The 24,835-nt window shown below is 66.0% G+C and carries 23 protein-coding genes and 1 pseudogene; 6 read left to right on the plus strand and 18 right to left on the minus strand.

What is annotated here, in order from left to right; genetic code table 11:
* Positions 1–2: 2 nt before the first annotated feature.
* Together BN3385_RS04065 and BN3385_RS04070 are read right to left on the minus strand one after the other, a co-directional pair.
* On the minus strand, positions 3–848 hold the full coding sequence (locus BN3385_RS04065) for a MaoC/PaaZ C-terminal domain-containing protein (RefSeq protein ID WP_059015270.1): 846 nt from the start codon (positions 846–848) through the stop codon (positions 3–5).
* A 5-nt stretch (positions 849–853) separates the two neighbouring features.
* A complete protein-coding gene (locus BN3385_RS04070) occupies positions 854–2,206 on the minus strand; it encodes a 3-oxoacyl-ACP reductase (RefSeq protein ID WP_059015278.1) in 1,353 nt (450 codons plus the stop codon).
* 126 nt (positions 2,207–2,332) lie between these two features.
* Here BN3385_RS04070 and BN3385_RS04075 point away from each other — a divergent pair, with 126 nt between their 5' ends.
* Positions 2,333–3,628 carry an acetyl-CoA C-acetyltransferase gene (locus tag BN3385_RS04075; protein WP_156432547.1) on the plus strand — a complete coding sequence of 432 codons (1,296 nt, stop codon included), beginning with the start codon at positions 2,333–2,335 and terminating at the stop codon, positions 3,626–3,628.
* 186 nt (positions 3,629–3,814) lie between these two features.
* Here the strand turns inward: BN3385_RS04075 and BN3385_RS04080 are convergent, their stop codons facing one another.
* Complete coding sequence (locus BN3385_RS04080; RefSeq protein WP_059015281.1) at positions 3,815–5,050, minus strand: alpha/beta hydrolase family protein; 1,236 nt, start codon at positions 5,048–5,050, stop codon at positions 3,815–3,817.
* Between the two features lie 107 nt (positions 5,051–5,157).
* Between BN3385_RS04080 and BN3385_RS04085 the strand changes: the two genes are divergently transcribed.
* Complete coding sequence (locus BN3385_RS04085; RefSeq protein ID WP_082690272.1) at positions 5,158–6,186, plus strand: PE-PPE domain-containing protein; 1,029 nt, start codon at positions 5,158–5,160, stop codon at positions 6,184–6,186.
* Between the two features lie 140 nt (positions 6,187–6,326).
* A complete protein-coding gene (locus BN3385_RS04090; RefSeq protein ID WP_059015285.1) occupies positions 6,327–7,247 on the plus strand; it encodes a PE-PPE domain-containing protein in 921 nt (306 codons plus the stop codon).
* A gap of 67 nt (positions 7,248–7,314) precedes the next feature.
* Here the strand turns inward: BN3385_RS04090 and BN3385_RS04095 are convergent, their stop codons facing one another.
* Entirely contained in the window at positions 7,315–9,150 is a 1,836-nt protein-coding gene (locus BN3385_RS04095; protein ID WP_059015286.1) for an acyl-CoA dehydrogenase, read from the minus strand.
* Positions 9,151–9,398: 248 nt separating this feature from the next.
* Between BN3385_RS04095 and BN3385_RS04100 the strand changes: the two are divergent.
* Both BN3385_RS04100 and BN3385_RS04105 read left to right on the plus strand, forming a co-directional pair.
* Positions 9,399–10,570 (plus strand): annotated as a pseudogene (locus tag BN3385_RS04100) (NAD(P)H-dependent amine dehydrogenase family protein).
* Between the two features lie 64 nt (positions 10,571–10,634).
* Positions 10,635–11,117, plus strand: coding sequence for a flavin reductase family protein (locus BN3385_RS04105; RefSeq protein ID WP_059015288.1), 483 nt, complete (start codon positions 10,635–10,637; stop codon positions 11,115–11,117).
* 24 nt (positions 11,118–11,141) lie between these two features.
* Here BN3385_RS04105 and BN3385_RS28515 read toward each other — a convergent pair whose 3' ends face one another.
* The 5 genes from BN3385_RS28515 to BN3385_RS04125 all read right to left on the minus strand — a co-directional run bounded on the left by BN3385_RS28515 (position 11,142) and on the right by BN3385_RS04125 (position 15,295).
* On the minus strand, positions 11,142–11,297 hold the full coding sequence (locus BN3385_RS28515; RefSeq protein WP_197415118.1) for a hypothetical protein: 156 nt from the start codon (positions 11,295–11,297) through the stop codon (positions 11,142–11,144).
* A gap of 91 nt (positions 11,298–11,388) precedes the next feature.
* Complete coding sequence (locus BN3385_RS04110; protein WP_059015290.1) at positions 11,389–12,141, minus strand: succinate dehydrogenase/fumarate reductase iron-sulfur subunit; 753 nt, start codon at positions 12,139–12,141, stop codon at positions 11,389–11,391.
* Positions 12,142–12,143: 2 nt separating this feature from the next.
* The gene (locus BN3385_RS04115; protein WP_059015292.1) at positions 12,144–14,054 is read right to left on the minus strand and encodes a fumarate reductase/succinate dehydrogenase flavoprotein subunit; all 1,911 of its coding nucleotides are present in this window, start codon (positions 14,052–14,054) and stop codon (positions 12,144–12,146) included.
* Positions 14,055–14,091: 37 nt separating this feature from the next.
* The gene (sdhC, locus tag BN3385_RS04120) at positions 14,092–14,928 is read right to left on the minus strand and encodes a succinate dehydrogenase subunit SdhC (protein WP_059015294.1); all 837 of its coding nucleotides are present in this window, start codon (positions 14,926–14,928) and stop codon (positions 14,092–14,094) included.
* A 70-nt stretch (positions 14,929–14,998) separates the two neighbouring features.
* A complete protein-coding gene (locus BN3385_RS04125; RefSeq protein ID WP_059015296.1) occupies positions 14,999–15,295 on the minus strand; it encodes an Rv0250c family protein in 297 nt (98 codons plus the stop codon).
* A gap of 154 nt (positions 15,296–15,449) precedes the next feature.
* On the opposite strand from BN3385_RS04125, the gene BN3385_RS04130 reads away from it, so the two are divergent.
* On the plus strand, positions 15,450–16,211 hold the full coding sequence (locus tag BN3385_RS04130) for an isocitrate lyase/PEP mutase family protein (RefSeq protein ID WP_059015298.1): 762 nt from the start codon (positions 15,450–15,452) through the stop codon (positions 16,209–16,211).
* Here the strand turns inward: BN3385_RS04130 and BN3385_RS04135 are convergent, their stop codons facing one another.
* The 9 genes from BN3385_RS04135 to BN3385_RS04175 all read right to left on the minus strand — a co-directional run bounded on the left by BN3385_RS04135 (position 16,212) and on the right by BN3385_RS04175 (position 24,833).
* A complete protein-coding gene (locus BN3385_RS04135) occupies positions 16,212–19,112 on the minus strand; it encodes an MMPL/RND family transporter (protein WP_059015300.1) in 2,901 nt (966 codons plus the stop codon).
* Positions 19,109–19,549, minus strand: a complete 441-nt coding sequence (locus tag BN3385_RS04140) for an MmpS family transport accessory protein (RefSeq protein ID WP_059015303.1) — start codon at positions 19,547–19,549, stop codon at positions 19,109–19,111. Before BN3385_RS04140 ends, BN3385_RS04135 begins: the two co-directional genes overlap by 4 nt.
* A 37-nt stretch (positions 19,550–19,586) precedes the next feature.
* Positions 19,587–20,054, minus strand: a complete 468-nt coding sequence (locus tag BN3385_RS04145; RefSeq protein WP_231748623.1) for a MarR family winged helix-turn-helix transcriptional regulator — start codon at positions 20,052–20,054, stop codon at positions 19,587–19,589.
* Between the two features lie 256 nt (positions 20,055–20,310).
* Positions 20,311–20,862 (minus strand): GNAT family N-acetyltransferase, encoded by a 552-nt coding sequence (locus BN3385_RS04150; RefSeq protein WP_059015305.1) that lies wholly within the window; start codon positions 20,860–20,862, stop codon positions 20,311–20,313.
* Positions 20,863–20,872: 10 nt separating this feature from the next.
* Positions 20,873–21,766: a 5-oxoprolinase/urea amidolyase family protein gene (locus BN3385_RS04155; RefSeq protein ID WP_059016374.1), complete on the minus strand. Its 894-nt coding sequence runs from the start codon at positions 21,764–21,766 to the stop codon at positions 20,873–20,875.
* A gap of 8 nt (positions 21,767–21,774) precedes the next feature.
* Positions 21,775–22,416 (minus strand): 5-oxoprolinase subunit B family protein, encoded by a 642-nt coding sequence (locus BN3385_RS04160; RefSeq protein WP_059015307.1) that lies wholly within the window; start codon positions 22,414–22,416, stop codon positions 21,775–21,777.
* Between the two features lie 110 nt (positions 22,417–22,526).
* Positions 22,527–23,228: a queuosine precursor transporter gene (locus BN3385_RS04165; RefSeq protein ID WP_059015310.1), complete on the minus strand. Its 702-nt coding sequence runs from the start codon at positions 23,226–23,228 to the stop codon at positions 22,527–22,529.
* Between the two features lie 22 nt (positions 23,229–23,250).
* Positions 23,251–24,234 (minus strand): ABC transporter substrate-binding protein, encoded by a 984-nt coding sequence (locus BN3385_RS04170; RefSeq protein ID WP_082690274.1) that lies wholly within the window; start codon positions 24,232–24,234, stop codon positions 23,251–23,253.
* 14 nt (positions 24,235–24,248) lie between these two features.
* Positions 24,249–24,833, minus strand: a complete 585-nt coding sequence (locus BN3385_RS04175) for an acyl-CoA-like ligand-binding transcription factor (protein ID WP_059016378.1) — start codon at positions 24,831–24,833, stop codon at positions 24,249–24,251.
* Between the last annotated feature and the right edge of the window lie 2 nt (positions 24,834–24,835).

A 24,835-nucleotide genomic window follows, 5' to 3' on the forward strand; every position in this document is an offset into this window, starting at 1 on the left:
CGTTACAGCGAGCGGATCGTCCCGGTCAGGTGCGGGTAGCCCTTGGCGACGTTGCGCAGTGCGATATCCCAGCCGTCGGCCACTCGATCGACGTAGAGACCGGCGCTGGCCGGCAGTACCACTGGCTTGCCGAACTTGACCGAGTACCGCACCGCGTCCGGAATCTGGCCTTCGATGTTGGCCAGAACTGCTGCCGCACTGAACATTCCGTGGGCGATGACGGTGGGGAACCCGAACAGCTTGGCTCCGATCGTGTTGGTGTGAATCGGGTTGTGGTCTCCGCTGACCGAGGCGTACCGGCGAATCTGGCCCGGGGTGATCCGCAGAATCGCATTGGGCGGTGGCAACTTCGGCTGTTTCGGCGGCTCGGGACGGGCCTCGTCGGACAGGCTGGTGCGTTGCTGGTGCAGGAATGTCGTGACCTGATGCCAGGCCGGCTCATTGCCGACCTTCACCTCGGTGACCAGGTCCACCAGCAGACCCTTGCGGTGCTCACGCAGGTTCTCGGCATGCACGCTGACACCCACGGTGTCGGTGACCGAGATCGGCCGGTACCGGGTGATGTGGTTCTCCACATGCACGGCACCCATTGCGGCGAAAGGGAAGTCGAAGGCGGTCACCAGCGACATCACCGTCGGGAAGGTCAGCGCGAACGGGTAGGTCAACGGAACCGTGTCGCCGAAGCGCAGACCGGTCACCGCCGCGTACTCGGCCACATTGGAGCGGTCGATGGCCAGTCCGTCGAAACTCAGCGTCCGGGTCGGCAGACTGTCGCTGCGCGGGATGAACGGCAGCGACCCCGCCGCCGCCCGCAGCATGTTGCGCAGGCCACTGGGCTGTTCGCTCATCGTCGTCACGCCCCCAGCATGGCCTGGCCGCAGACCCGGATCACGTTGCCCGTCACCGCATTCGATGCCGGGCTGGCGAAGTAGGCGATGGTCTCGGCGACATCGACCGGCTTGCCGCCCTGAGACAACGAGTTGAGCCGGCGGCCCACCTCGCGGGTGGCCAGCGGGATCGCCGCCGTCATCGCGGTCTCGATGAAGCCCGGCGCCACGGCATTGATCGTGATGCCCTTCTCGGCGTACGCCGGTGCCAGGGCCTGCGTGATACCGATCATGCCGGCCTTGGTGGTGGCGTAGTTGGTCTGGCCGCGGTTGCCGGCGATACCGGCCATCGACGACAGCCCGATGATCCGGCCGCCCTCGCCGATGCTGCCGTTATCCACCAATCCTTCGGTCAGGCGTTGCGGGGCAAGGAGATTCACGGCGATCACGGCATCCCAGCGGGCGTCGTCCATATTGGCCAGCAACTTGTCCCGGGTGATCCCGGCGTTGTTCACCAGGATGTCGGCATGGCCGTCATAGTGCTCGCGCAGATGCTCGGTGATCTTCTGCACGGCATCCTCGGCGGTGACATCGAGCGGCAGTGCGGTCCCGCCGACCTTGGCGGCGGTCTCGGTCAGCGCGTCGTGCGCCTGCTCGACGTCGATCGCCACCACCTTGGCGCCGTCCCGGGCGAATACCTCGGCGATGGTGGCGCCGATACCGCGGGCCGCGCCGGTCACGATGGCGACCTTGCCGGCCAGGGGCTTGTCCCAGTCCGCGGGCGGTGTCGAGTCGGCCGCCCCGACGTAGAACACCTGTCCGTCGACGTAGGCGGACTTGCCCGACAGGACGAACCGCATCGTCGACTCCAGGCCGGTGGCAGCGGGTTTGGCGGCGGGGGACAGGTACACGAGAGTCGCGGTGGCGCCGCGGCGGAGCTCCTTGCCCAGCGAGCGGGTGAAGCCTTCCAGCGCGCGCTGGCAGATGCGCTCGTCGACGCTGCCGGTCTCATCGGGGGTGGTGCCGATGACGACCACCCGGCCCGACGGTCCGAGATTGCGCAGCAGCGGGGTGAAGAACTCGTAGAGCCCGCGCAATGCGGATGGGTCGGTGATGCCGGTGGCGTCGTAGACCAGACCGCCGAACGAGTCGGCCCAGCGACCGCCGAGGTTGTCGGCCACCAGGTTGTAGTCCTCGGCCAGTGCGGCCCGCAGCGGTTCCACGACACGACCCTCGCCGCCGATCAGCAGCGAGCCCGCCAGCGGCGGCTCGCCCGGCCGGTAGCGACGCAGGTTCTCGGCCTGCGGGACGCCGAGCTGCTTGGCCAGGAACGATCCGGGGGCGGAGTTGAGGACTTGCGAGAACAGGTCGGTAGCCACGAATCTGCCTTTCGCGTTTGCGGAGCGGGTGGACCGGGAACGAACTTACTCTAGAGTAAGAACGGTGGGTACTATGGGTCCGGATACCCACCTCGAACCCACGACACAGCGGAGATTCCTGTGGCTATGAGTCAGAAACCTCGCCGCGTTGCCGTCCTCGGCGGCAATCGCATTCCGTTCGCCCGGTCCGACGGCGCCTACGCCGAAGCGTCGAACCAGGACATGTTCACCGCCGCGCTCGACGGCCTGGTGGACCGATTCGGTCTTGCCGGTGAACAACTCGGCGCTGTCATCGGTGGCGCGGTCCTCAAGCACAGTCGCGACTTCAATCTGATGCGCGAGAGCGTGCTGGGCAGCGCGCTGTCGCCCTATACCCCGGCCATCGATCTGCAACAGGCGTGTGGCACCGGTCTGCAGGCGGCCATTGCGGCAGCGGACGGCATCGCCGCCGGGCGGTACGAATCGGCTGTCGCCGGCGGGGTCGACACCACGTCGGATGCGCCAATTGGCTTGGGCGACAATTTACGTCGCACCCTGCTCGGGCTGCGCCGGTCGAAGTCCAACGTCGACCGGCTCAAGCTGGTCGGCAAGCTTCCGGCTGCGCTCGGCGTGGAGATCCCCACCAACGGCGAACCGCGCACCGGTTTGTCGATGGGCGACCACGCCGCCATCACCGCCAAGCAGATGGGCATCAAGCGGGTCGACCAGGACGAACTGGCCGCCGCCAGCCACCGCAACATGGCGGCCGCCTATGACCGCGGTTTCTTCGACGATCTCGTCACACCGTTCCTGGGTCTCTACCGCGACAACAACCTTCGCGCCGACTCCAGTGCCGAGAAGCTGGCCACGCTCAAGCCTGTCTTCGGGGTGCGCAACGGCGACGCGACGATGACGGCAGGCAACTCCACCCCGCTGACCGACGGCGCCTCGGTGGCGCTACTCGCCAGTGAGGAGTGGGCAGAATCACATTCGCTGACCCCGCTGGCCTACTTCGTCGATTCCGAGACCGCAGCGGTGGATTACGTCAACGGCGCTGATGGCCTGCTGATGGCGCCCACGTACGCCGTGCCGCGCCTGCTCGCCCGTAATGGACTGGGCCTGGGCGACTTCGACTTCTACGAGATCCACGAGGCGTTCGCCTCGGTGGTGCTGGCTCACCTGCAGGCCTGGGAGTCCGAGGAGTACTGCAAGGAACGGCTGGGCCTGGACGCCGCGCTGGGCACCATCGACCGCTCCAAGCTCAATGTGAACGGATCCTCACTGGCCGCAGGGCATCCGTTCGCGGCCACCGGTGGTCGAATCGTTGCCCAGTTGGCCAAGCAGTTGGCCGAGAAGAAGGCGCAGACCGGTCAGCCGGTGCGCGGTCTGATCTCCATTTGTGCTGCTGGCGGGCAGGGTGTGACCGCGATCCTGGAGGCGTAGAAAAATGTTGAAAAAAAGTTGGCGGAGTTTGTAACGCCCCGTCTCGGGTACCCGATGTACCGGATAGCTCCGTGTTGCCGTCTGACCCCCCGACCCGACGGCAACACGGGGCATCCTCTTTATCCGGGCCTTTATTGACACGGATGAAGGACCGCCGCTGGAGAGAGGGGAGTCCAGCGGCGGTCATTATTTTTTGTCGACGAGACCCGACTGAACCAGTGCGGCATCCACGAATCGCTGCACCGGCCGAGCCTGGAAGAATCCCGTGTGCCCGCCGTGGTACCAACCGATGTCGGGCCGTCCCCAGTGTTCCCACAGCTGCAGCACCTGCTCGCGCGGATGCACGATCCGGTCGGCGACACCCGCGTAGATGAATCGACCTGCCGGAGCCACCTTCGGCTCCAGCGACAGTGGCGAGATCATCCGGCCGATCGGCGCCGCCAGCTCCAGGGTCCTGCGTCGCGGATCGTTCTTGTCCAGGCCGGCATGGCGGCCCAGGATCTCCACCAGGTTGGACGGAGGCACCCCGAGGATGGCGCAGGACAACCCGTCCTCGAGGCTGGCCACGAGGGCGGCGATGTAGCCGCCCAGCGAGATGCTGTTGAGCCCGATCTGGGCATCGGGCTGCTGGGCGCGAATCCAGGCGATGACCCGTCGTACATCCCACACCGCCTGCGCGGTCGCGTGGACGTCATCCATCACATCCTCACCCGGATAGACAGCGTTCTTGGGCAGGCCCTTGGCCCGTGGCCCGTGCATCGGCAGTACCGGCAACACCACGTTGAGGCCGAAGTCCTCGTGCAGGTGCCAGGCCCGGAACAGGGTCAGGTCGAGCCCCACCCGGCCCATCTCGGTGCCGTGTACGCACACCAGCCACGGCCGCGGCTCGGGATGGCGCAGCATCAGCGCGTACTCGCGGTGATTCCCGCGGTAGCTCAGCCAGCGCTCGCGGCCCGGCTCCTTCGGATAGGGCTGGTAGCCGCTCGTGAACGACAGCCGCTCGTGGGTGCGATTGCGGTTGGTGAATGACCGGATCGACACATCGGTGGGGGCCGGCGGCGCGGCGAAAAACTTCGCTGGTTTGGCCAGCCAGCCCTTCTTGTCGTAGAGCGAGACAGCGTCGGCCACCTCGGCGTTGATTCGCTCGTAGACCGTGGCGTCGCTCAGCGGACGACGCAAGCGCAACCCGACGAGCACGATCTCGTCGCGCAGGGCGTGGGTGGCCAAGGACAGGGTCGGACGAGCCACCGGTAACTCGCCGCGCCCACCGTCGAGATAGGCACCCCAGGAACGCGCGTAGTAGCTGCCCGCCTTTGTGAAGGGCCCGACGATCGTCGCCAGGGGACCACTCGAGGACGGTTTATCGGCGTCCGGGCGGGGGGCACTCGGTACAGCATCTTTGCTGTTATCGGGCGTTGCCATACCGTTGAACCTATCTGATGCTTGCCCGCGCACCAGAGGCCAAGGTCCCGATTACAGTCCCTGTGCGTCGCGGTTGCGTAGTTTGCTGAACCAATTAGTCTGCCTACATGGGTCGGGACCCCGTCCCGCTTCGTCGCGCTTCCCCGCGACGGGCGGGGGGCATTGTGTGCATGGTGGTGGCGTTCGCCGTCGCGCTGGGAGCGCCGGTGAATGCGTCCAGTGTGCTGTGGGTTCCCGGGACCAGTGGCTCGCTCGGTGCGGTGCTCTCGCAGATCTTCACGATCGACGCGCCTTTGCTGGGCGGGGCCTACGAGGACGACACGATCACCACCGTCGAGTACCCGTCGGCTATCTGGCCGATCACGGGCGTACTGGATCCGACTCTGGGGATCTCGGTGACCGACGGGGTGGCCAACCTGGAGGCGGCCGTGACCGCGCTCGCCACGGCTTCGGGGTCACTGGTGGTCATCGGGGTGTCCCAGGGCGCAATGGTGGTCCAGCAGGCCGCCGCCGCCATGAATGCCGATCTCAGCGTGTCCTCGGACACCACGTTCGTCCTGATCGCCGATCCCAACTTCGGGTTGTTCGCCAACCTGCACGGTGTCTACATCCCGATCCTGGACTACAGCCCCATCGATATGCCCGAGACCCGGTTCAACATCGTCGTGGTGGTCAACCAGTACGACGGCTTCGCTCAACCCATCACCCAGCCGTGGAACCTGCTGACGGTCATCAACGCCCTGATGGGGATCTACTACGTCCACGCGCTCGCGCATACGACGGATCTGTCGACGGTGCCCGCGGAGAACATCACCACCACCACGAACAGCCAGGGCGGGACCACCACGGTCTACTACGTGCCCACCGAAAAGCTGCCGCTGACAATGCCGTTGCGTGACTTGGGGGTTCCCGACGACATCGTCGACGCGATCGACGCACAGCTGCGCCCGATCATCGACCAGGGCTATGAGCCGGTGCCGGCGACCCGCCCCGCGGCATCGGTGTCGGCGACCGCGTCGCTGGCGTTGCACACCGGTTCGACGGGTCGCAAGCGCTCGACCACCAAGTCGGCCACCAAGGCTGGCGGGTCCGCCGCCTCCACCAAGTCGACCGGCGGTTCGAAACGTCAGCGCTAGCCGCGTGGCGGGACCAAGGTCCCCACTCGGTCCCGGATTACGTCAAGCCACGCGTGGTTCTCCCGTCGGTGCGTAGTGTTCGGCACATGGCGCGCGGAGCCAGATCCCATCGGCGCAGGAGCGCACTCATTCCGCTTCTCGTGACGATCGCGATCCTGCTGGCGGCGCCTGCCGATGCGGCCACCGTGCTGTGGGTCGGCGGAACGGTGTGCCTCGCCTACTGTGACCTGATCCCCAGCGGACCGATGACATCAGACCAGTTGCTGGCCGGCCGCTACGCCGGTGCCCCCCTCATCAACGTCGACTACCCGGCCTCGATCGGCCCATTCAGTGGCCCGCTCGACCCCACCCTGGGAGATTCGATCGAGATCGGAACTGCGAGGCTGAAAGCGTTGGCGCACAACGTCGATGGCCCCATCGTCGTCGCGGGTACCTCGCAGGGAGCGATGGTGGTCCAGCGCGCCGCCGCCGATCTGAACGACGATCCGACGATTCCGTCGGACACCACGTTCATCCTCATCGCCGACCCCAACCTCGGCCTGCTGCGAACCTGGCCCGGCGTATACGTTCCGGTGCTCGACTACACGCCCGCGCCGATGCCGCAGACTCGGTTCCGCACCGTCGTCGTCATCAACCAGTACGACCCCTTCGCCGATCCGATCCAGCGGCCATGGAATCTGCTGACCGATCTGAACGCCGTCATGGCGGTCCTATCGGTACACGTACGCGCCCAGGACTCCGACCTGTCAACGGTTCCGGAGCAGAACATCACCACGACGACGAACAGCATGGGCGGCACGACGTCCACCTACCGCGTTCCGACCGCGCAGTTGCCGCTGACCATGCCGCTACGGCAGCTCGGGGTACCCGACGATGTCGTCGACCGGATCGACGTGTCACTGCGGCCGGTCATCGACGAGGGGTACCTCGCTGTGCGGCCCAAGAGTCCGGTAGTTCGCGCGCACGGCAACGGGATTCGCGGCAAGCCAGCGACTGTGACAGCCGACCGACATGCGTCAGGCGCGTCGAAAGCGGCAGGCTCCTCGGCGCGTCGGCACTGACCCGGTAAGCACACGGCCCCGGGACCGAAAGGTCCTGGGGCCGTGTGGTTTCGCGTGTTCAGACGGCTCAGAAAGCCGCTTCGTCGAGCTCCATGATCTCGTTGTCGATGGTCTCGATGACCTGACGCGTGCTGGTCAGCAGCGGCAGCATGTTCTTGGCGAAGAACGACGCCACCGCGATCTTGCCCTCGTAGAACGAACGCTCGGCACCGGTGGCACCGGCGTCGAGGGCCGCGATCGCCACCGCAGCCTGGCGCGCCAGCAGCCAGCCGGTCAGCAGATCGCCGACGCTCATCAGGAAGCGCACCGAGGCCAGGCCCACCTTGTAGATGGACTGCGGATCCTCCTGCGCGGCCATCAGGTAACCGGTCATGGTCGCCGCCATGCCCTGGACGTCCTCGAGCGCCTTGGCCAGCAGCTCGCGCTCGGTCTTCAGGCGGCCGTTACCGGACTCGTTCTTGATGAACTCGCCGATCTGGCCGGCCACGTGGCCCAGCGCAACGCCCTTGTCGCGGACGATCTTCCGGAAGAAGAAGTCCTGCGCCTGGATGGCGGTGGTGCCTTCGTAGAGCGAGTCGATCTTGGCGTCGCGGATGTACTGCTCAACCGGGTAGTCCTGCAGGAAGCCGGAGCCACCGAAGGTCTGCAGGCTCTCGGTGAGCTTGGCGTAGGCCTGCTCGGAGCCGCAGCCCTTGACGATCGGCAGCAGCAGGTCGTTGACCTTGGCGGCCAGCTCGGCGTCGACGCCGTGCACGGCCTTGGCCAGCGCCGCGTCCTGGTAGCTCGCGGTGTAGAGGTACAGCGCGCGGCCGCCCTCGGCGTAGGCCTTCTGGGTCATCAGGCTGCGGCGGACGTCCGGGTGATGGGTGATCGTGACGCGCGGCGCGGTCTTGTCGGTCATCTGGGTCAGATCGGCGCCCTGCACGCGCTCCTTGGCGTACTCCAGGGCGTTGAGGTAACCGGTCGACAGGGTCGAAATGGCCTTGGTGCCCACCATCATTCGAGCCTGCTCGATGACGTCGAACATCTGCGCGATGCCGTCGTGCACCTCGCCGACGAGCCAGCCCTTGGCCGGGACGCCGTGCTGACCCATGGTGAGCTCGCAGGTGGCCGAAACCTTCAGGCCCATCTTGTGTTCGACGTTGGTGACGAAGACGCCGTTACGCTCGCCGGGCTCACCGGTCTCGGGATCGAAGAGGAACTTCGGCACGAAGAACAGCGACAGACCCTTGGTGCCGGGGCCTGCGCCCTCGGGGCGGGCCAGCACCAGGTGGAAGATGTTCTCGAACAGGTCGTCAGAGTCCGCGGACGTGATGAACCGCTTCACACCGTCGATGTGCCACGAGCCGTCGGCCTGCTGGACAGCCTTGGTCCGGCCGGCGCCGACATCGGAACCGGCGTCCGGCTCGGTCAGCACCATGGTGGCGCCCCAGCCGCGCTCGGCGGCCAGCTCGGCCCACTTCTTCTGCTCGTCGGTGCCCAGGTGGTGCAGGATGTTGGCGAATCCGGCGCCGCCGCCGTACATCCAGACCGCGGGGTTGGCGCCCAGCACGTGCTCATGGATGGCCCACACCAGAATCCGGGGCATCGGCATACCGCCGAGCGACTCCGGAATACCGACCTTGTCCCAGCCACCGTCGATGAACGCCTGCACCGACTTCTTGAACGACTCGGGCAGGGTCACGGTATGGGTGTTCGGGTCGAAGACCGGGGGATTGCGGTCACCGTCGACGAAGGACGCCGCGACGGGCCCTTCACAGAGGCGGGCCGACTCGGCCAGCATCTCGCGCACGGTGTCGGGGTCGAGGTCGCTGTACTCGCCCTCGCCGAAGACCTTGTCCAGGCCGAGCACCTCGAAGAGGTTGAACTCCTGGTCGCGTACGTTGCTCTTGTAGTGGCTCACTGTTCCTCCTCGATGAGAATGCCACTTTTCGGGTTGGGTACTTGGCTCTAAGTTACCCACCAGTAACACGGCAACTATACCGCTCGGTAACTTGAACGCAAGACGGTGTGACGAGGATTTGGCCGGCGAGGCAACCCAGTGGTTGATCGGGAGCCCGTTTCGCCGCGTTTTCGCTGCTTGACCTGGGGTGTTCCCACTGTGTGATACCTGTCACGATCAGGCTGCCGATGGCCGGTTACGGTGGCGGAATGCAGCGAGTCGCGGTGTGGGGAACGGGCAATATGGGTGCTACCGCGATCCGCTCCGCGGTCGCCTTTCCGGGGCTGACGCTGACGGGCCTGATCACCTCGTCGCCGGCCAAGATCGGCTCCGATGCTGCCGACTTCGCCGGGTTGCCGGAGCCAACGGGAGTGACGGCCACCGATGACGTCGACGCCGTATTGGACGGCTGCGACGCCGTGGCCTACATGGCTTCCGGCGACGTCCGCCCCGACGACGCGCTGGCCGACATCGAGCGCTGCCTGCAGGCCGGCTGTCACGTCGTGACGCCGTCGCTGTACTCCCTCTACGATCCCGCATCGGCACCCGCCGAACTGGCGGCCAGGTTGTCGGCAGCGGCCGAGGCCGGCGGGGCGGGCATCCTGGTCAGTGGTGTCGACCCGGGCTGGCACCCGCCGAACTGGCGGCCAGGTTGTCGGCAGCGGCCGAGGCCGGCGGGGCGGGCATCCTGGTCAGTGGTGTCGACCCGGGCTGGGCCAACGACGCACTGGCGGTGGTGGCGGCCGGCCTGTGCACGCGCATCCGGACCATTCACTGTCAAGAGATCTTCGACTACTCCACCTACGACCAGGAACATGCCGTCCGCGTGCTGTGCGGATTCGGCCAGCCCATGGACGACGTGCCGATGATGCTGCTGCCGTCGGTACCGACCATGATCTGGGGCGGCAACATCCGGCTCATCGGTCGTGGCCTCGGGCTGGAGATCGACGAGATCACCGAGGAGGTCGAGCGGCGTCCGCTGGACGCGGCCGTCGACACCGCCATGGGCCGGTTCGAGGCAGGCACCCAGGGAGCTTTCTGGCTCAAGATCATCGGGCACTCGGGCGGCCGCGAGCGGATCGTCATCGACCACATCACCCGGGTCGATCCCGCCTGCGCACCGGACTGGCCGCAGCCCGACGAGGGTGTCGGCGACCACCGGGTGATCATCGACGGTGACCCGCAGTTGAGCATCGTCGTGCGCGCCGACGTGCCGGGCGGGACCCGGGCCGACGGCGGCAACACCACGGCCGCCAACCGGCTGCTCGGCGCCATCGGGTGGCTGGCCGAACAGAAGCCGGGTGTCTACGACGGTCTCGAGGTTCCGCTGCATCCCCAACTGCCGGGACACGTGGAGGCCCAACGGTGGTCGACGGATTAACCTCGATTCACCATGATTTGGAGGCTCGGCGTGCCGGCGTGCTGCGTGTGAGGATGAAGTCGTTATGAGTGGTACGGATCTGAGCCCCGCCTCGTTGCGCGAGGCCTTCGGGCATTTCCCCTCCGGCGTCATCGCGATCGCCGCAGAAGTCGACGGCACCCGCATCGGCCTGGCCGCCAGCACCTTCGTGCCGGTGTCGCTGGACCCGCCGCTGGTGTCGTTCTGCGTGCAGAACACCTCCGAGACGTGGCCCAAGCTGGAGAACCTGCCGCTGCTGGGGATCAGCGTCCTCGGTGAGGCCCACGATCAGGCCGCCCGCACGCTGGCCGCCAAGACCGGTGACCGGTTCGCCGGCCTGCAGACCGAGTCACGCAACGGTGCGGTGTTCATCCACGGGACCAGCGTCTGGCTGGAGAGCGCTATCGAGCAGCGCATCCCGGCCGGCGATCACACCATCGTCATCCTGCGGGTCACCGATATCACCGTGCACGACGAGGTCGCGCCGATCGTGTTTCACCGCAGCGCGTTTCGCAGACTGGGCAGCTAGCCCAGTCTGACCGGCAGTGGGCCGTCAGGGCCGCTCGGCGAGTTCGTCGCGATAGCCCGCGATGCGCCGCTCGATCTCGGCGGCATCATCGGGCCTACCCTCTTTCCGGGCCAACTCGGCGCGGGCCGACAGTTCCCGGATCGCGGTGCGAATCTCGTTGATGCTGTGGGTCGTTCCCATAGCGCGAGGCTACCCAGATAGCAACGAGCGTGAACCCAGTGCGAAAAATCAGCAGAGATTTCGCAGTGGATTCACGCTCGTTGCAGAGGACCTAACCCCGCCGGAACAATTTGTTGCCGAGCCAGACCACCGGGTCGTACTTCTTGTCGGCCACGCGCTCCTTCATGGGGATCAGCGCGTTGTCGGTGATCTTGATGTGCTCGGGGCACACCTCGGTGCAGCACTTGGTGATGTTGCAGAAGCCGAGGCCGTTCTCGTCCTGGGCCATATCGCGGCGGTCCAGGGTGTCCAGCGGGTGCATCGACAGCTCGGCCTGGCGCATCAGATAACGCGGACCGGCGAAGGACTTCTTGTTCTCCTCGTGGTCACGGTTGACGTGGCACACGTTCTGGCACAGGAAGCACTCGATGCACTTGCGGAATTCCTGGCTGCGGTTCACATCCTCCTGCTGCATGCGGTACTCACCGGGCTGCAGGTCCTTCGGCGGCGTGAACGACGGGATCTCGCGCGCCTTCTCGTAGTTGAACGACACGTCCGTGACCAGGTCGCGCATCACCGGGAAGGTGCGGAGCGGCGTGATGGTCACGACTTCGTCCTGGCCGAACGTCGACATGCGGGTCATGCACATCAGCCGCGGCCGGCCGTTGATCTCGGCCGAACAGGAACCGCACTTGCCGGCCTTGCAGTTCCACCGCACCGCAAGGTCACCGGCCTGGGTAGCCTGCAGCCGGTGCACGATGTCGAGCACCACCTCGCCGTCGTTGACCTCGACGGTGTAGTCCTGCAGGTCGCCGCCGGTTTCGTCACCGCGCCACACCCGCAGTTTTGCGTCGTAAGCAGCCATTCTCAGCCCTTCCGGTCCGGGTGCTCGGCGAGTTGATCCTCGGTGTAGTACTTCTCCAGCTCGGACAGCTCAAACGTGGCCAGCAGATCAGGTCGCATGACCGGCTGCTGCTCAGGGGTGACCGTGACGTCAGGCACGATCTCGTCGCCGGGTGCCACCCGGCAGACCAGCAGCTTGTTGCGCCAGTGCGAATCCATCTTGGGGAAGTCGTCACGGGTGTGCCCGCCACGGCTCTCGGTACGCGCCAGCGCAGCCTTGGCCACACACTCGCTGACCAGCAGCATGTTGCGCAGGTCGATCGCCAGGTGCCAGCCGGGGTTGAAGACCCGGCCGCCCTCGACGACGACGTTGGCGTAACGCGCCTTGAGTTCGTCGATCTTGGCCAATGCCTCGAGCAGTTCGCCCTCCTTGCGGATGATGCCCGCGAGGTCGTTCATGGACTGCTGCAGCTCGGCATGCAGGGTGTAAGGGTTCTCGGCGTTGGCCTTCGGCTCGAACGGCGCCAGCGCCAGCTTGGTGGCCTCCTCGACCGCCTCGTCGGACACCGCGGGCCGCTGCGACAGGGCCCGCACGTAGTCGGAGGCGCCCAGGCCGGCGCGCCGGCCGAAGACCAGCAGGTCGGAGAGCGAGTTACCGCCGAGGCGGTTGGAACCGTGCATACCGCCGGAGCACTCGCCCGCGGCGAACAGGCCGGGGGTGGCGCCGGCGCCGGTGTCCGGATCGACCTCGATGCCGCCCATGACGTAATGGCAGGTCGGCCCGACCTCCATCATGTCCTTGGTGATGTCGACCTCGGCCAGCTCGATGAACTGGTGGTACATCGACGGCAGCCGCTTCTTGATCTCCTCGGGCGTCATGCGCGACGCGATATCGAGGTAGACGCCGCCGTGTGGGCTGCCGCGGCCGGCCTTCACCTCGTCGTTGATGGCGCGGGCCACCTCGTCGCGGGGCAACAGGTCAGGCGTGCGGCGGGCCGAGTCGTTGTCCTTGAGCCACTGGTCGGCTTCCGCTTCGGTCTCGGCGTACTGCCCCTTGAAGACATCGGGGATGTAGTCGAACATGAAGCGCTTGCCCTCGGAGTTCTTCAGAACCCCGCCGTCACCACGTACACCCTCGGTGACCAGGATGCCCTTCACCGACAGCGGCCAGACCATGCCGGTCGGGTGGAACTGGATGAACTCCATGTTGATCAGGCCGGAACCCGCGCGCAGAGCCAGCGCGTGGCCGTCGCCGGTGTACTCCCAGGAGTTCGACGAGACCTTGAAGGACTTGCCGATACCGCCGGTGGCGAGCACCACGGCCGGCGTCTCGAACAGGATGAACTTGCCCGTCTCGCGCCAGTACCCGAACGCGCCGGCGATCGCGTCGCCGTCCTTGATCAGATCGGTGATCGAGCACTCGTGGAAGACCTTGATCCGGGCCTCGTAGTCGCCGAGTTCCTTCTTGTCCTCCTGCTGCAGCGAGACGATCTTCTGCTGCAGGGTGCGGATGATCTCCAGGCCGGTGCGGTCACCGACGTGCGCCAGCCGCGGGTAGGTGTGGCCGCCGAAGTTGCGCTGGCTGATCTTGCCGTCCTTGGTGCGGTCGAACAGCGCACCGTAGGTCTCCAGCTCCCACACCCGGTCGGGTGCTTCCTGCGCATGCAGCTCGGCCATCCGCCAGTTGTTGAGGAACTTGCCGCCGCGCATGGTGTCACCGAAGTGCACCTGCCAGCTGTCCTTGGTGTTGACGTTGCGCATCGCCGCGGCGCAGCCACCTTCGGCCATGACGGTGTGGGCCTTGCCGAAGAGCGACTTCGTCACCACGGCAACCCGCAGGCCCCGCTCCCGGGCCTCGATGACCGCTCGTAGGCCCGCGCCGCCGGCTCCGATCACGACCACGTCGTAGGAATGCCGTTCGACTTCCACCGTCATGCTGTCCTCACTCAAACTATTTGTAGAAAATTGCTTGTCAGCCAATGAATCTCAGGTCAGAGATGGTCCCACTGGCCACGAGCATGACGTAGAAGTCGGTGAGCATCAGGGTGCCGAGGGTGATCCAGGCGTACAGCTTGTGCCGGGTGTTCAGCCTGCTGACCTGGGTCCAGATCCAGTAGCGGACCGGGTGCTTGGAGAAGTGCTTGAGCCGGCCGCCGGTGACGTGCCGGCAGGAATGGCAGGACAGCGTGTAGACCCACAGCAGGATCACGTTGACCACCAGGATGATGTTGCCCAGGCCGAATCCGAAACCGCTGGCGGTCTTGTCGGAGTGGAAGGCGACGATGGCGTCGTAGGTGTTGATCAGCGAGATGATGCCGGCGATATAGAAGAAGTACCGGTGGGTGTTCTGGATGATCAGCGGGAAGCGGGTCTCGCCAGTGTATTTCGCATGCGGCTCGGCGACGGCGCAGGCGGTCGGGGACTGCCACACCGAGCGGTAGTAGGCGCCGCGGTAGTAGTAGCAGGTCAGCCGGAACAGCAGCAGGAACGGCAGCGACAGCAAGGCGTACGGGAGGAACGACAGCGGCCCGGTGGCGGGCAGGATCTGCGGCCAGAAGTCACTGGCCTCACCACACGCCTTGCTCAGACACGGCGAGTAGAACGGCGTGAGGTAGTGGTACTCCGGGACGAAGAAGTGGTCCCGCTGGAAGGCACGCACCGTCGCGTAGATGATGAACGCCGCGAAGCCCAGGTCCGTCAGGATCGGTGACTTCAGCCAGTTGTCGGTCCGCAGCGTGCGCTGCGCTATCTGGGCGCGACCCGGCGAGAAGACGCCGGTCGCAGGGCGGTTACCCGCAGGTGCGCTCATCTACTGTGATCCCCTTCGCATGAACTGTTCGGAGGGTACCTAGATCACGGCACCCGATGAAAAGTGGGTCTCAACGACGGTTGTGCCCGCCGACACCCTCGTCATCGACGTCGCGCCAGAAGGCGGTGTCGTACGGGGTGTCGGGGATCGGGATCTTCTCGCCGGACACGACAATCGTTTGCTGGCTGAGCTCGAGCTCATTGGCGTCGATATCGAGAAGCTCGACGTCATTGAGGATTCGCTCGGTGTCGTTGACGATTCGGCGCATTGCCGGAGAGTCGCCGTATTTGGCCTTGAGGGACGACACACACCGCCGCAGGCCGCCGATCAGATGGTGCAGTTCGGTCAATTCCGTCGTGGTGGACAACAGACCTCCTCGGGGCTGAAGGTGTTACGAATCACAGTACGACACCCGATGTTAGCCACGTCCCGAAGCAAACGTGAGACAAGTCACGTCCGGTAAGGGTCTGTCCAGGGCCGTGTTGCACCACCCGAAACCATTCGAGAGAAGGACTGCCGCCATGACCGACCCGAAGATCCTCGCCGAACGCGCCCAGACCTTGTTGGCCCTGCATCAGCCCGGCAACCCGGTGGTCCTGCCGACCGTGTGGGATGCCTGGTCGGCCAAGCTCGCCGTCGACGCCGGATTCAGCGCGCTGACCGTCGGCAGTCACCCGGTCGCCGACTCCATTGGCAAGCCGGACAACGAGGGCATGACCTTCGAGGACCTGCTGGCCCGCGTCGCGCAGATCACCGCGGCGGTCGATGCGCCGATCTCGGTCGACATCGAGTCCGGGTACGGGCTGCCTGCCGCGCGTCTGATCGACGGCCTGCTGAGCGTCGGGGCGGTCGGCCTCAACATCGAGGACACCGTGCACTCCGAGGGCGGCCGGCTGCGCTCGGCGGCCGAACACGCCGAACTGGTGGGCGCCCTGCGCGGTGCCGCCGACGCCGCCGGCGTGCACGTTGTGGTCAATGCCCGAACCGATCTGTTCCTGCGCCAGGACGGCGACGCCGCCGATCGGGTGGACCGTGCCATCGCCCGACTCACCGAGGCCGCCGATGCCGGCGCCGACGTTCTCTATCCCGTGGGCCGCCACGACGACGACACCCTGCGCCGGCTGGCCACCGAACTGCCGCTGCCGATCAACGCGATCGCCCTGCCGGAGGCCGACGATCCGGCCCGGTTCGGGCCGCTGGGCGTGGGACGGATCAGCTTCGGACCGTTCTGGCAGGCCGCACTGGCGGTGCGGGCCCGCGAAATCCTCGGCCGCTGGCAGTAACTAGGCCCTGGCGGGTAGCTCCGCGGTATCCACGTCGCTCGGCGGCGGTGTGGACCGACGGGCCCGGAAGTGGTTGTCTCCGCGTGGGTAGACCACCTGCGGCCACCAGAACCACCGGCCCAGCATGGTCGCGATCGACGGCATCAGCAGTGAGCGCACGATGAAGGTGTCGATCAGCAGACCGATGGCGATGGTCGACCCCATCTGGGCCAGCACCGTCAACTGGCTGAACATCATGCCCGCCATGGTCGCGGCGAACACCAGCCCGGCCGAGGTCACCACACCACCGGTGCCCGCCATCGACCGGATGATGCCGGTCTTGAGCCCGGCATGGATTTCGTCCTTGAACCGCGAGACCAGCAGCAGGTTGTAGTCCGAGCCGACGGCCAGCAGGATGATGACCGACATCAGCATGACCAGCCACTGCACCTGGATGCCGAACAGGTCCTGCCAGATCAGCACCGAGATACCGAAGGACGCGGCGATCGAGGAGCCCGCGGTACCCACGATCACCAGTGCGGCCACCACACTGCGGGTCAGGATCAGCATGATCATGAAGATCAGCGTCAGCGATGACACCACGGCGATCAGCAGGTCATACCGGGCACCGTCGGACATGTCCTTGTAGGTCGCCGCGACGCCGCCGAGATACACCTTGGCGTTGGACAGCGACGACATCTTGAGTGCCTCTTGGGCGGCCTTGCGTTCGGAGTCGACCCGGGCGATGCCGTTGACGGTCGCCGGATCACCCTCGTGGGTGATGAACATCCGGGCGGCCTTGCCGTCCGGGGACATGAACATCTTCAGACCACGCTGAAAGTCCGGGTTTTGGAACGCCTCCGGCGGCAGGAAGAACAGGTCGTCGTTCTTGGCCTGGTCGAAGCTGGAGCCCATGGCCAGCGCGGTGTCGTTGCTGGCCTGCATCTGATCCAGCAGCGCCTTCTGGTTGTTGTAGGAGGCCAGTGCCAGATCCCGGCTGACTTTCATCGACGCGATCGTCTGTGGCAGCAGCGCGGTCAGCTGTGGCGCCAGGCTGGCCAGCTGATCGGTGTTGCCCTGCACCGCCTGGGTTTTGTCGGTGACCTCGTCGATTCCGTCCAGCGAGTCGAAGAGGGACTTCGTCGCCGCACACAGCGGGATGTCGAAACAGTGCGGTTCCCAGTAGAAGTAGTTGCGCAACGGCCGGAACTGGTCGTCGAAGTTGGCGATGTTGTCGCGCAGTTCCTTGGTGGTCTCCAGTAGGTCCTCGGACTTGGCCGCCGAGTCCTGGGTGAGCTGAGTTTGCTTGAGTGACAACTGGTATTGCTTCTCCAGGATATCGATCGAGGTGTTCATCGCGTCGACGGTCTTGAGCTGATTGGCCAGCTGATCCTGCTGGAAAGGCAGGTTCATGTTGGTGGTCTGACCGGCCACGCTGGTCTGGAACGGTATCGAGCTGTGCTGGATCGGGATGCCCAGCGGCCGGGTGATGCTCTGCACCATCGCGATCCCGTCGGTGTGCATGACATTGCTGGCCACCTTGTTGAGCACCAGCATGTCGGCGGGATTACGCATATCGTGGTCGGCCTCGATCATCATGATGTCGGGGTTCATCCTGGCCTGGGTGAAATGCCGGTCAGCCGCAGCGAATCCGATGTTGACCGGTGCGTCCTTCGGCAGGTAGTAGCGATCGTTGTAGGCCGGCTTGTAGCCGGGGATCGCGACGAGACCGATCAGCACCACGAACAGGCTGGCCACGAAAATCGGTGCGGGCCAGCGCACCACAGCGGTACCGACCCGGCGCCAGAACCTGCTCTGCGGCGGGCGCTTGGACTCGTAGAGTCCAACGCGGCTGCCCAGATAGAGGACGGCCGGACCCAGGGTGGCGGCGATCGCCACCACGACCAGCATGCCGATCGCCACCGGTGCGCCCATGGTGTAGAAGTAGGGCAGCCGGGCGAAGCTCAGGCAGTAGGTCGCGCCCGCGATGGTCAGACCGGACCCCACGATGACGGGGGCCACGGATTTGAAAGTGGCGTAATAGGACTCGTCGCGGTCCAGTCCCATGCCGCGATCCTCGCGGTACCGGCCGAAGATGAAGATGCCGTAATCGGTTGCCGCCGCGATGGCGAGCATGGTCAGGATGTTCCCGGCGAACGTGGTCAGCCCGAAGGCGCCGTGGGTGGCCAGCAGTGCCACCACCCCGCGCGCGGTGAGCAGTGCCAGGAAGGTCAGGAACAGCTGGATGAGGGTGGTACGGATCGACCGGTAGACCACCAGCAGCATGCCCGCGATCGCCAGGAGGGTGATCAGGGTGATCTCGGCGAGGCTGGCGTTGCCGATGACGTGCAGATCGTCGGTGAGCGCTGCCGGCCCGGCGACGTAGGCCTGAACTCCCGGTGGGGCTTTCGTGTCGGCGATGACCTTGCGCACCGCCTGGACGCCTTCGTTGGCCAGCGTCTGGCCCTGTTCGCCGGCCAGATTCAGCATCACGTAGGCCGCTTTGCCGTCGGCGCTCTGGGCACCCGCGGCTGTCAGCGTGTCACCCCAGAAGTCCTGGATGTGCTGGATGTGCTCGGGGTCCTGGCGCAGCTTGCGGATGATCTCGTCGTAGTAGTCGTGGGCGTCCTGACCCAGCGGCTGCTGACCTTCGATGACGATCATGATCGTGCTGTTGGAGTTGAACTCCTGGAACTCCGAGCCCATCCGCTTCATCGCGACCATCGACGGAGCGTCGTTGGGTGCCATCGGTGCCGAGTGCATTTCCCCGACGACCTCGAGCTGCGGTGCCACCACGTTGACCACGACGGCGACCGCGATCCAGAACAGCACGATCGGCAGCGCGAGGATGCGGATCAGGTGGGGCAGTACCGGACGCTTCTGGTGACTGCCGGACTCCGGGGCGGTGATCGTGTGGGTCATGCGGACTTCACCAGGCAGTAGGTCTGGGCATTCACGCCGTCAGCCGATTGTTCCTCGCGTACAACGCCGTTCACCGTCACCCGGCATCCGATCTGATCACCATCGGCCTGCGCCATCAGGCTGGCGCTGACGGCGGGCAGCGTGGTCGACAGAGTGATCGACCATGGCAGCGGAGCGGTGATCAGATGCACGTTGGCCTCCGGGTCGAAGTAACTGATCTGGGCGGTGCTGCCCGGCGCGCCGTAGACGTCGTAGACCAGAACCTTGGGGTTGAACTGAACGATCTCGATACCCGCGCCCGCGCCGGCGTTGAGATCCTGGGATGCGAACATCTTGTGCAGCCGCGATACCACCAGTCCCGAGACCGCCAGCACCACGATCAACACCAGCGGAATCCACACCTTCTTCAGGACGCGGGCCACCGGAACCGCCTTCATGTCAATGCCTTTCGCCAAAAAGAGTCGGTTGCCGGAGCTATTCGGTGGCCGCTCTGTCGGCCTGTGCGGCCAGTTTGTGGATGAGGGGCAGAACCACCTGGGCCGAATGCCACAGTGCGCACTGCTCTTCGGGGCTGAGGCTGGCGAGCAACGGGGCCAGGCGTTCCCGGCGCTGGCGGCGTCGTTCGTCGAGCAGTGTTGTTCCGGCATCGGTGATGTCGATCAGAGCCGCCCGCCCGTCGTCGGGATCGGGGAGCCGGGTCACCAGCCCCGCGCGCTCCAGCCTCTGGACCAACTGCGTCATCGACGGCTGGCTGATGCCTTCCCGGCTGGCCAGGGTGGTGAGCCTGATCGGGCCCTCGCGGTTGACCCGGTTCAAGGTGAACGCGGCCGTCGTGCTCAAGTCGGCGCGATCGGCGAGGAAGCGGGCCGTGAGATCCACGGCCTGATCGAAGACGTCCCCGACGCACTCGCTGACATCGTTATCGGTCAGCTGTATACCCACCAGGAATCTATATCACGGGCATTATATAGCTGCAATAGAGGCCCGGATCAGCGGTTTCACAGCCACTTTCCAGGAATGCCGAGGTGCTCGGGAGGGCCGGTCATCCACTTCGCGAAGGCGCCATTGCGGGCAGCGCAACGCTGAACTATCGAAATATGCCCTACCGCAACAGTTATGGATCATCCAAGCAGGTCAGCCTCGGACCCGGTCGGAAGCCGCCGACCGAAGGTAGATAAAGCGTGTTATGGAGCTGGTGCTACCAGACGTCCCCGTCGCGCCAGTCACAGGCCAGCTCGGCTGCGGGATCCATGGTCACCTCGACCGGCAGGACGTAGATTGATCCGTCGTCGTCCGGGGTGCGGGTCAGTCCGCCCGGTGCCAGCACCGACGTCGGACCTTGCCAGTGCAGCCAGCCGCGGGGACGGTAGATCTTCTCCCCGGCCGGGCTGGCACTGAGCGCTCCCAGTTGGTAGGCCCCGCGGATCACCTGCTCGATGGCGTCCATCACGGCATGTCCGAGGCCCTGACCGCGCCAGTCCTCCCGGACGGCCACCCCCTCGACGTACCCGCACCGCAGGGCGGCGCCCTGATAGAGGATCCGGCGCTGGACCACGGCCGCGTGCGCGATCAGCGCCCCGCGGTGGACGATCACGGCGTGCATGCCGCCGAGTGCATGCTCCCAGTCGGCGTCGGTGAACTCGGCGAATCCGTCGAACGCTTCGGTCACCATGCGGTGGGCGTCCTGGCGGGTTTCGTTGTCCAAGTCGCTGGTGTGGATCAGCCGGGCGGTGTGAACCTGCGCGTGCACACCGTCAGCTCTACCAGCCCGCGGGCCGTCCCGCTGGAATACGCGGACGGGTCCAGTGCAGCCGCAGCTTCTGGCCCGGGCGGATCTGGGCCACCTTGTCCGTGTCGGCGTCGGTGACCACGCCGATGACGGGGTAGCCGCCGGTCACCGGGTGATCGGGGCCCAGGATCACCGGCTGGCCGTTCGGCGGCACCTGGATGGCGCCGCGGGTGGCGCCCTCGCTGGGCAGTTGCCGGTCCGGCCAGCGGTGGACCAGCGGCGTGCCGACCAACCGGGTGCCGACGCGGTCGCTGCGGTCGCTGGCCACCCAGTCGGTGTGCACCAGGTCGTCGGCATTGGTGAACCAGTCGTCGCGCGGGCCGGGAACGACGTGCAACTCGAGGAGGTCACCGGCGATCGAGGCGACGGGCGCCTGGTCGAGCTCGGGATAGGCGTCGGTGTGTGATCCGACCGGAAGCACGTCGCCGGCGCGCAGCGGCCGGGGTCCGATGGCCGACATCATGTCGTAGCTGCGGGAGCCGAGCACCGGCTGCACGGCGATACCGCCGCGCACCGCCAGATAGGACCGGACGCCCGCGTGTGGTGCGCCCAGGGAGATCACCTCACCGTCGCGAACATGATGAATACTATTGGTGCCGAACGGAACTCCTCCGACAGCAGGATCGGTGTCCGCGCCGGTCACCGCAATGTCGGCGTCACCGCCGTGGATGCGGGCGGCGAATCCCCCGAGCATCACCTCTACGGTGGCGCAGTCGTCGGGGTTGGCCACCAGGCGGTTCGCCAGCCGATGGGAGCGCCGGTCGGCGGCACCTGAGCGGGTGACGCCGATGTGCGCCAGGCCGGGGCGGCCGAGGTCTTCGACGAGCGCCAACGGCCCGGTCCGCAGAATCTCCAGGGTGATCATGTCGCTCCTCAGACCGCCCGGAACCGCACCCACATACCGGGCAGCAACAGGGCAGGCGCCGGACGGTCGATATCCCATAACACCGCGTCGGTGCGCCCGATGAGCTGCCACCCGCCCGGTGATTGGCGGGGGTAGATACCGCTGAATTCTCCTGCCAGGCCTACTGATCCGGCAGGAACCCGGGTGCGCGGATCGCTTCGGCGCGGTACCCGAAGTCGTGGGTCACCGTCGATCAGATAGGCGAAACCCGGTGCGAATCCGCCGAATCCGACCCGCCAGGCGGTGGCAGTGTGGGCCTCGACCACGGCTGCCACATCGAGACCGGTGTGGCGTGCGACATCCGGCAGGTCGGCCCCGTCGTAGACGACGTCGATCACCACCTCGGTACGGTGCCCTGTGGCGTCGGCGGAGTATTCGCCGGCCAGCGCAGTCAGGCGTTGACGAACGGTTGCCTGCACGTGCGACCCGGCCAGCTTGACCAGGACGGTGCGGGCGCCGGGAACGACGTCGAGCACGCCGGGAATCGGATCGCGGTGTAGTGCCGAGGTCAGTGCCAGCACCTCGTCCGCCGACTCGCACTCGAGCAGCAGGGCCTGGTCGCCGTAGTCACGGATTGTGTTGGACACCATGAGATCTGTCACCACACTCATGGGCCGACGGTAGATCCGCCGGCGATCCTGCTTCCCGGATTTTCGAGCACTGCCAGAGCTGCCTTACCAAAGATTCAGACCTGCCAGGCATCTCATATTTATCGCTGCCGTCACACCATCGCGGTGTAAGTGGGCTCATGGCGTTTGATGTAGGCGATGACGCGGTAGGTGACCGGCAGCATGACCACCTCGACGGCGGTCTTGTAGAGCCAACCCAGCGCGGTGTAGGTGGCGAAGTCACCGAACGTGGTGATCCCGATGGCGCCGGCGGCGATGCTGCAGAACACCAGGGTGTCACCGAGTTGGCCGGCGAAGGTCGACCCCACCAGCCGCGCCCACAGGTGCTTCTCCTTGGTCCGCTCCTTGATCTTCACCACCGTCCAGGCATTGATGGTCTGTCCGACGATGAAGCCGGCCAGTCCCGCGACGATCAGCTGGGTGTAGGCGTGGACGATGTTCTCGAAGTGTTCCTGATTGGTGTAGAAGTCGGCCGCGGGCAGGTAGATCGTCACCCAGAAGGCAAGCGCCGCCAAACCATTCATTGCGAAGCCGAGAATGATGGCACGCCGGGCGGCCTTGAACCCGTACACCTCGGACAGGACGTCGCCGATCACATAGGTGAGCGGGAAGACGATGAAGCCGCCGTCGGTGATGATCGGGCCGAACGCGACACCCTTGGTGGCGGTGACGTTCGAGATGATCACCAGGGCGGTGAAGACGGCGACGAGAATCGGATAGTAACGAGAGCCGACCTGGGCGAAGCCCGGGATGGGGGCGTCCTGCTGTGTCGCGTCGGTCTGGCTGCTTGTCACGGGTGCTATCCAAACATGCGGGTCAGCCCAGCGCGCGGGTGATCAGTGCGGGCAGCTGATCGGCGACCAGGGGGTAGGACAGCGGCGAGGAGAAGGCGATCGCGCCCGCGAGGTCCTTGCCGGTGAACACGTTGCGGTTCTGCTTGGTCGCCGTCAGCGCGGCCACAGCCGGATCGGCCAACAGGGCGGCCTGGTCGGCGTCGCTCTCGGTGGACCAGATCAGCACGTCGGCACCGTCCAGCGCATCGCCGAGTTTGTCCAGCGGAATAGCGGCCTGGTGATCGTCGACCGCGAAGCGGGTCACGCTGTCCGCGATCTGCAGACCCATGGCGGTCAGGAACTCGGTACGCCAACCGGGCAGCGTCGCCGTTGCGGTACCGGCCGAGAGGGTGCCCGCCAGCAGCACGGCTTTCTTGTCCTTGAAGCCGGTGTTGTTCTTGGCGATGTCGGCGAACCTGGCGTCCACCGCGGTGATCAGCTGTTGCATCTCGTCGGCCCTGAACACCGCGGTCGCGACTGCAGCGGCCTGGTCCTTCCACGGCTCGAAGAAGGCGGCACCGTCGGACTGGGCGATGGTGGGCGCGATAGCGCTGAGCTTCTGATAGGTGTCGGCGTCGAGTCCGGCGTTGACGGCGACGATGAGGTCGGGCTTGAGCGCGGCGATCTGGTCGACCTGAATTCCGTTGTCCAGGTTCAGGACAACAGGTTGCGCGGGACCCAGTTTGGGTGCGGCCCACGGCCATACGCCGAAGGGTTGATCGCCGAACCAATTGGTGACGGCGATGGGAACCACCCCGACGGCCAGCAGGTCGTCCTGCTCGGTCAGCCCCGCACTGACCACTCGTTTGGGTGGAGCGTTCAGTGTGGTCTCGCCGAAGATGTGCTTGACGGTGACCGATTTCGGCGTGGAGCCCCCGGCGTCCTTCGACGAGCACGCCGTCGCGAACAGCAACCCGGCCGCTCCGGCGGCCCCCAGAAACTCACGCCTGCTCCAGTGCGTGCCCACGGCGCGACATTAGCTCAATCCAGCCGCAGACCCGACTCCAATACGTCCAGTGCCTGGTCGACGTTGTCCAGCGAGAAGGGGCCCCGGTTGCCCAGCGCCATCACCGCGCCGACGACGGCACCGGCGAACGCGCGGATCTCCAGTTCGTGTGCTCCGCGTTCCAGGCGCCGGCCCATCGCCTCGGACACCCCGGTCACCAGGGTGTTGAACTCTTCGCGCAGTGCGGGTTGCAGTTCGGGCAGTGAGTAGATCAGCCGCTGCCGGGTCTTCTCGGTATCCCATTCGTCGGCCGTCATCCGTTCATACGCGTCGTGCACGGCCTGCCGGAACGCCGCGATCGGTGTCATCTCGACGTTCTGGGTGGCCAGCGCTTCCAGCATCACCAGGCTGAGGTCATCCGCCAGCAGAACCGACTCCTTGCTCGGGAAATAGCGGAAGAAGGTGCTGGCCGAGATCTCGGCGGCCTCGGCGATGTGCTCGACGGTGGTCTCGGCGTAGCCGCGCTCCTCGAACAGGCGGAACGCCTCGCGCCGAATACTCTCGCGCGTCTTGGCTTTCTTCCGTTCCCGCAGGCTGGGGAAACGCATAGCCTCCGCCATGT

This window comes from Mycobacterium sp. M26 (assembly GCF_001494595.1).
In the GTDB taxonomy this organism is placed as follows: domain Bacteria; phylum Actinomycetota; class Actinomycetes; order Mycobacteriales; family Mycobacteriaceae; genus Mycobacterium.

Coding starts and splice junctions, on each gene's coding strand:
- BN3385_RS04130 (WP_059015298.1), top strand. CDS start 15,450: ATGACCGACCCGAAGATCCTCGCCGAACGCGCCCAGACCTTGTTGGCC.
- BN3385_RS04175 (WP_059016378.1), bottom strand. CDS start 24,833: ATGGCGGAGGCTATGCGTTTCCCCAGCCTGCGGGAACGGAAGAAAGCC.
- BN3385_RS04115 (WP_059015292.1), bottom strand. CDS start 14,054: ATGACGGTGGAAGTCGAACGGCATTCCTACGACGTGGTCGTGATCGGA.
- BN3385_RS04140 (WP_059015303.1), bottom strand. CDS start 19,549: ATGAAGGCGGTTCCGGTGGCCCGCGTCCTGAAGAAGGTGTGGATTCCG.
- BN3385_RS28515 (WP_197415118.1), bottom strand. CDS start 11,297: ATGGGAACGACCCACAGCATCAACGAGATTCGCACCGCGATCCGGGAA.
- BN3385_RS04075 (WP_156432547.1), top strand. CDS start 2,333: ATGAGTCAGAAACCTCGCCGCGTTGCCGTCCTCGGCGGCAATCGCATT.
- BN3385_RS04160 (WP_059015307.1), bottom strand. CDS start 22,416: ATGAGTGTGGTGACAGATCTCATGGTGTCCAACACAATCCGTGACTAC.
- sdhC (WP_059015294.1), bottom strand. CDS start 14,928: ATGAGCGCACCTGCGGGTAACCGCCCTGCGACCGGCGTCTTCTCGCCG.
- BN3385_RS04155 (WP_059016374.1), bottom strand. CDS start 21,766: ATGATCACCCTGGAGATTCTGCGGACCGGGCCGTTGGCGCTCGTCGAA.
- BN3385_RS04080 (WP_059015281.1), bottom strand. CDS start 5,050: ATGGCAACGCCCGATAACAGCAAAGATGCTGTACCGAGTGCCCCCCGC.
- BN3385_RS04135 (WP_059015300.1), bottom strand. CDS start 19,112: ATGACCCACACGATCACCGCCCCGGAGTCCGGCAGTCACCAGAAGCGT.
- BN3385_RS04085 (WP_082690272.1), top strand. CDS start 5,158: ATGGGTCGGGACCCCGTCCCGCTTCGTCGCGCTTCCCCGCGACGGGCG.
- BN3385_RS04110 (WP_059015290.1), bottom strand. CDS start 12,141: ATGGCTGCTTACGACGCAAAACTGCGGGTGTGGCGCGGTGACGAAACC.
- BN3385_RS04105 (WP_059015288.1), top strand. CDS start 10,635: ATGAGTGGTACGGATCTGAGCCCCGCCTCGTTGCGCGAGGCCTTCGGG.
- BN3385_RS04065 (WP_059015270.1), bottom strand. CDS start 848: ATGAGCGAACAGCCCAGTGGCCTGCGCAACATGCTGCGGGCGGCGGCG.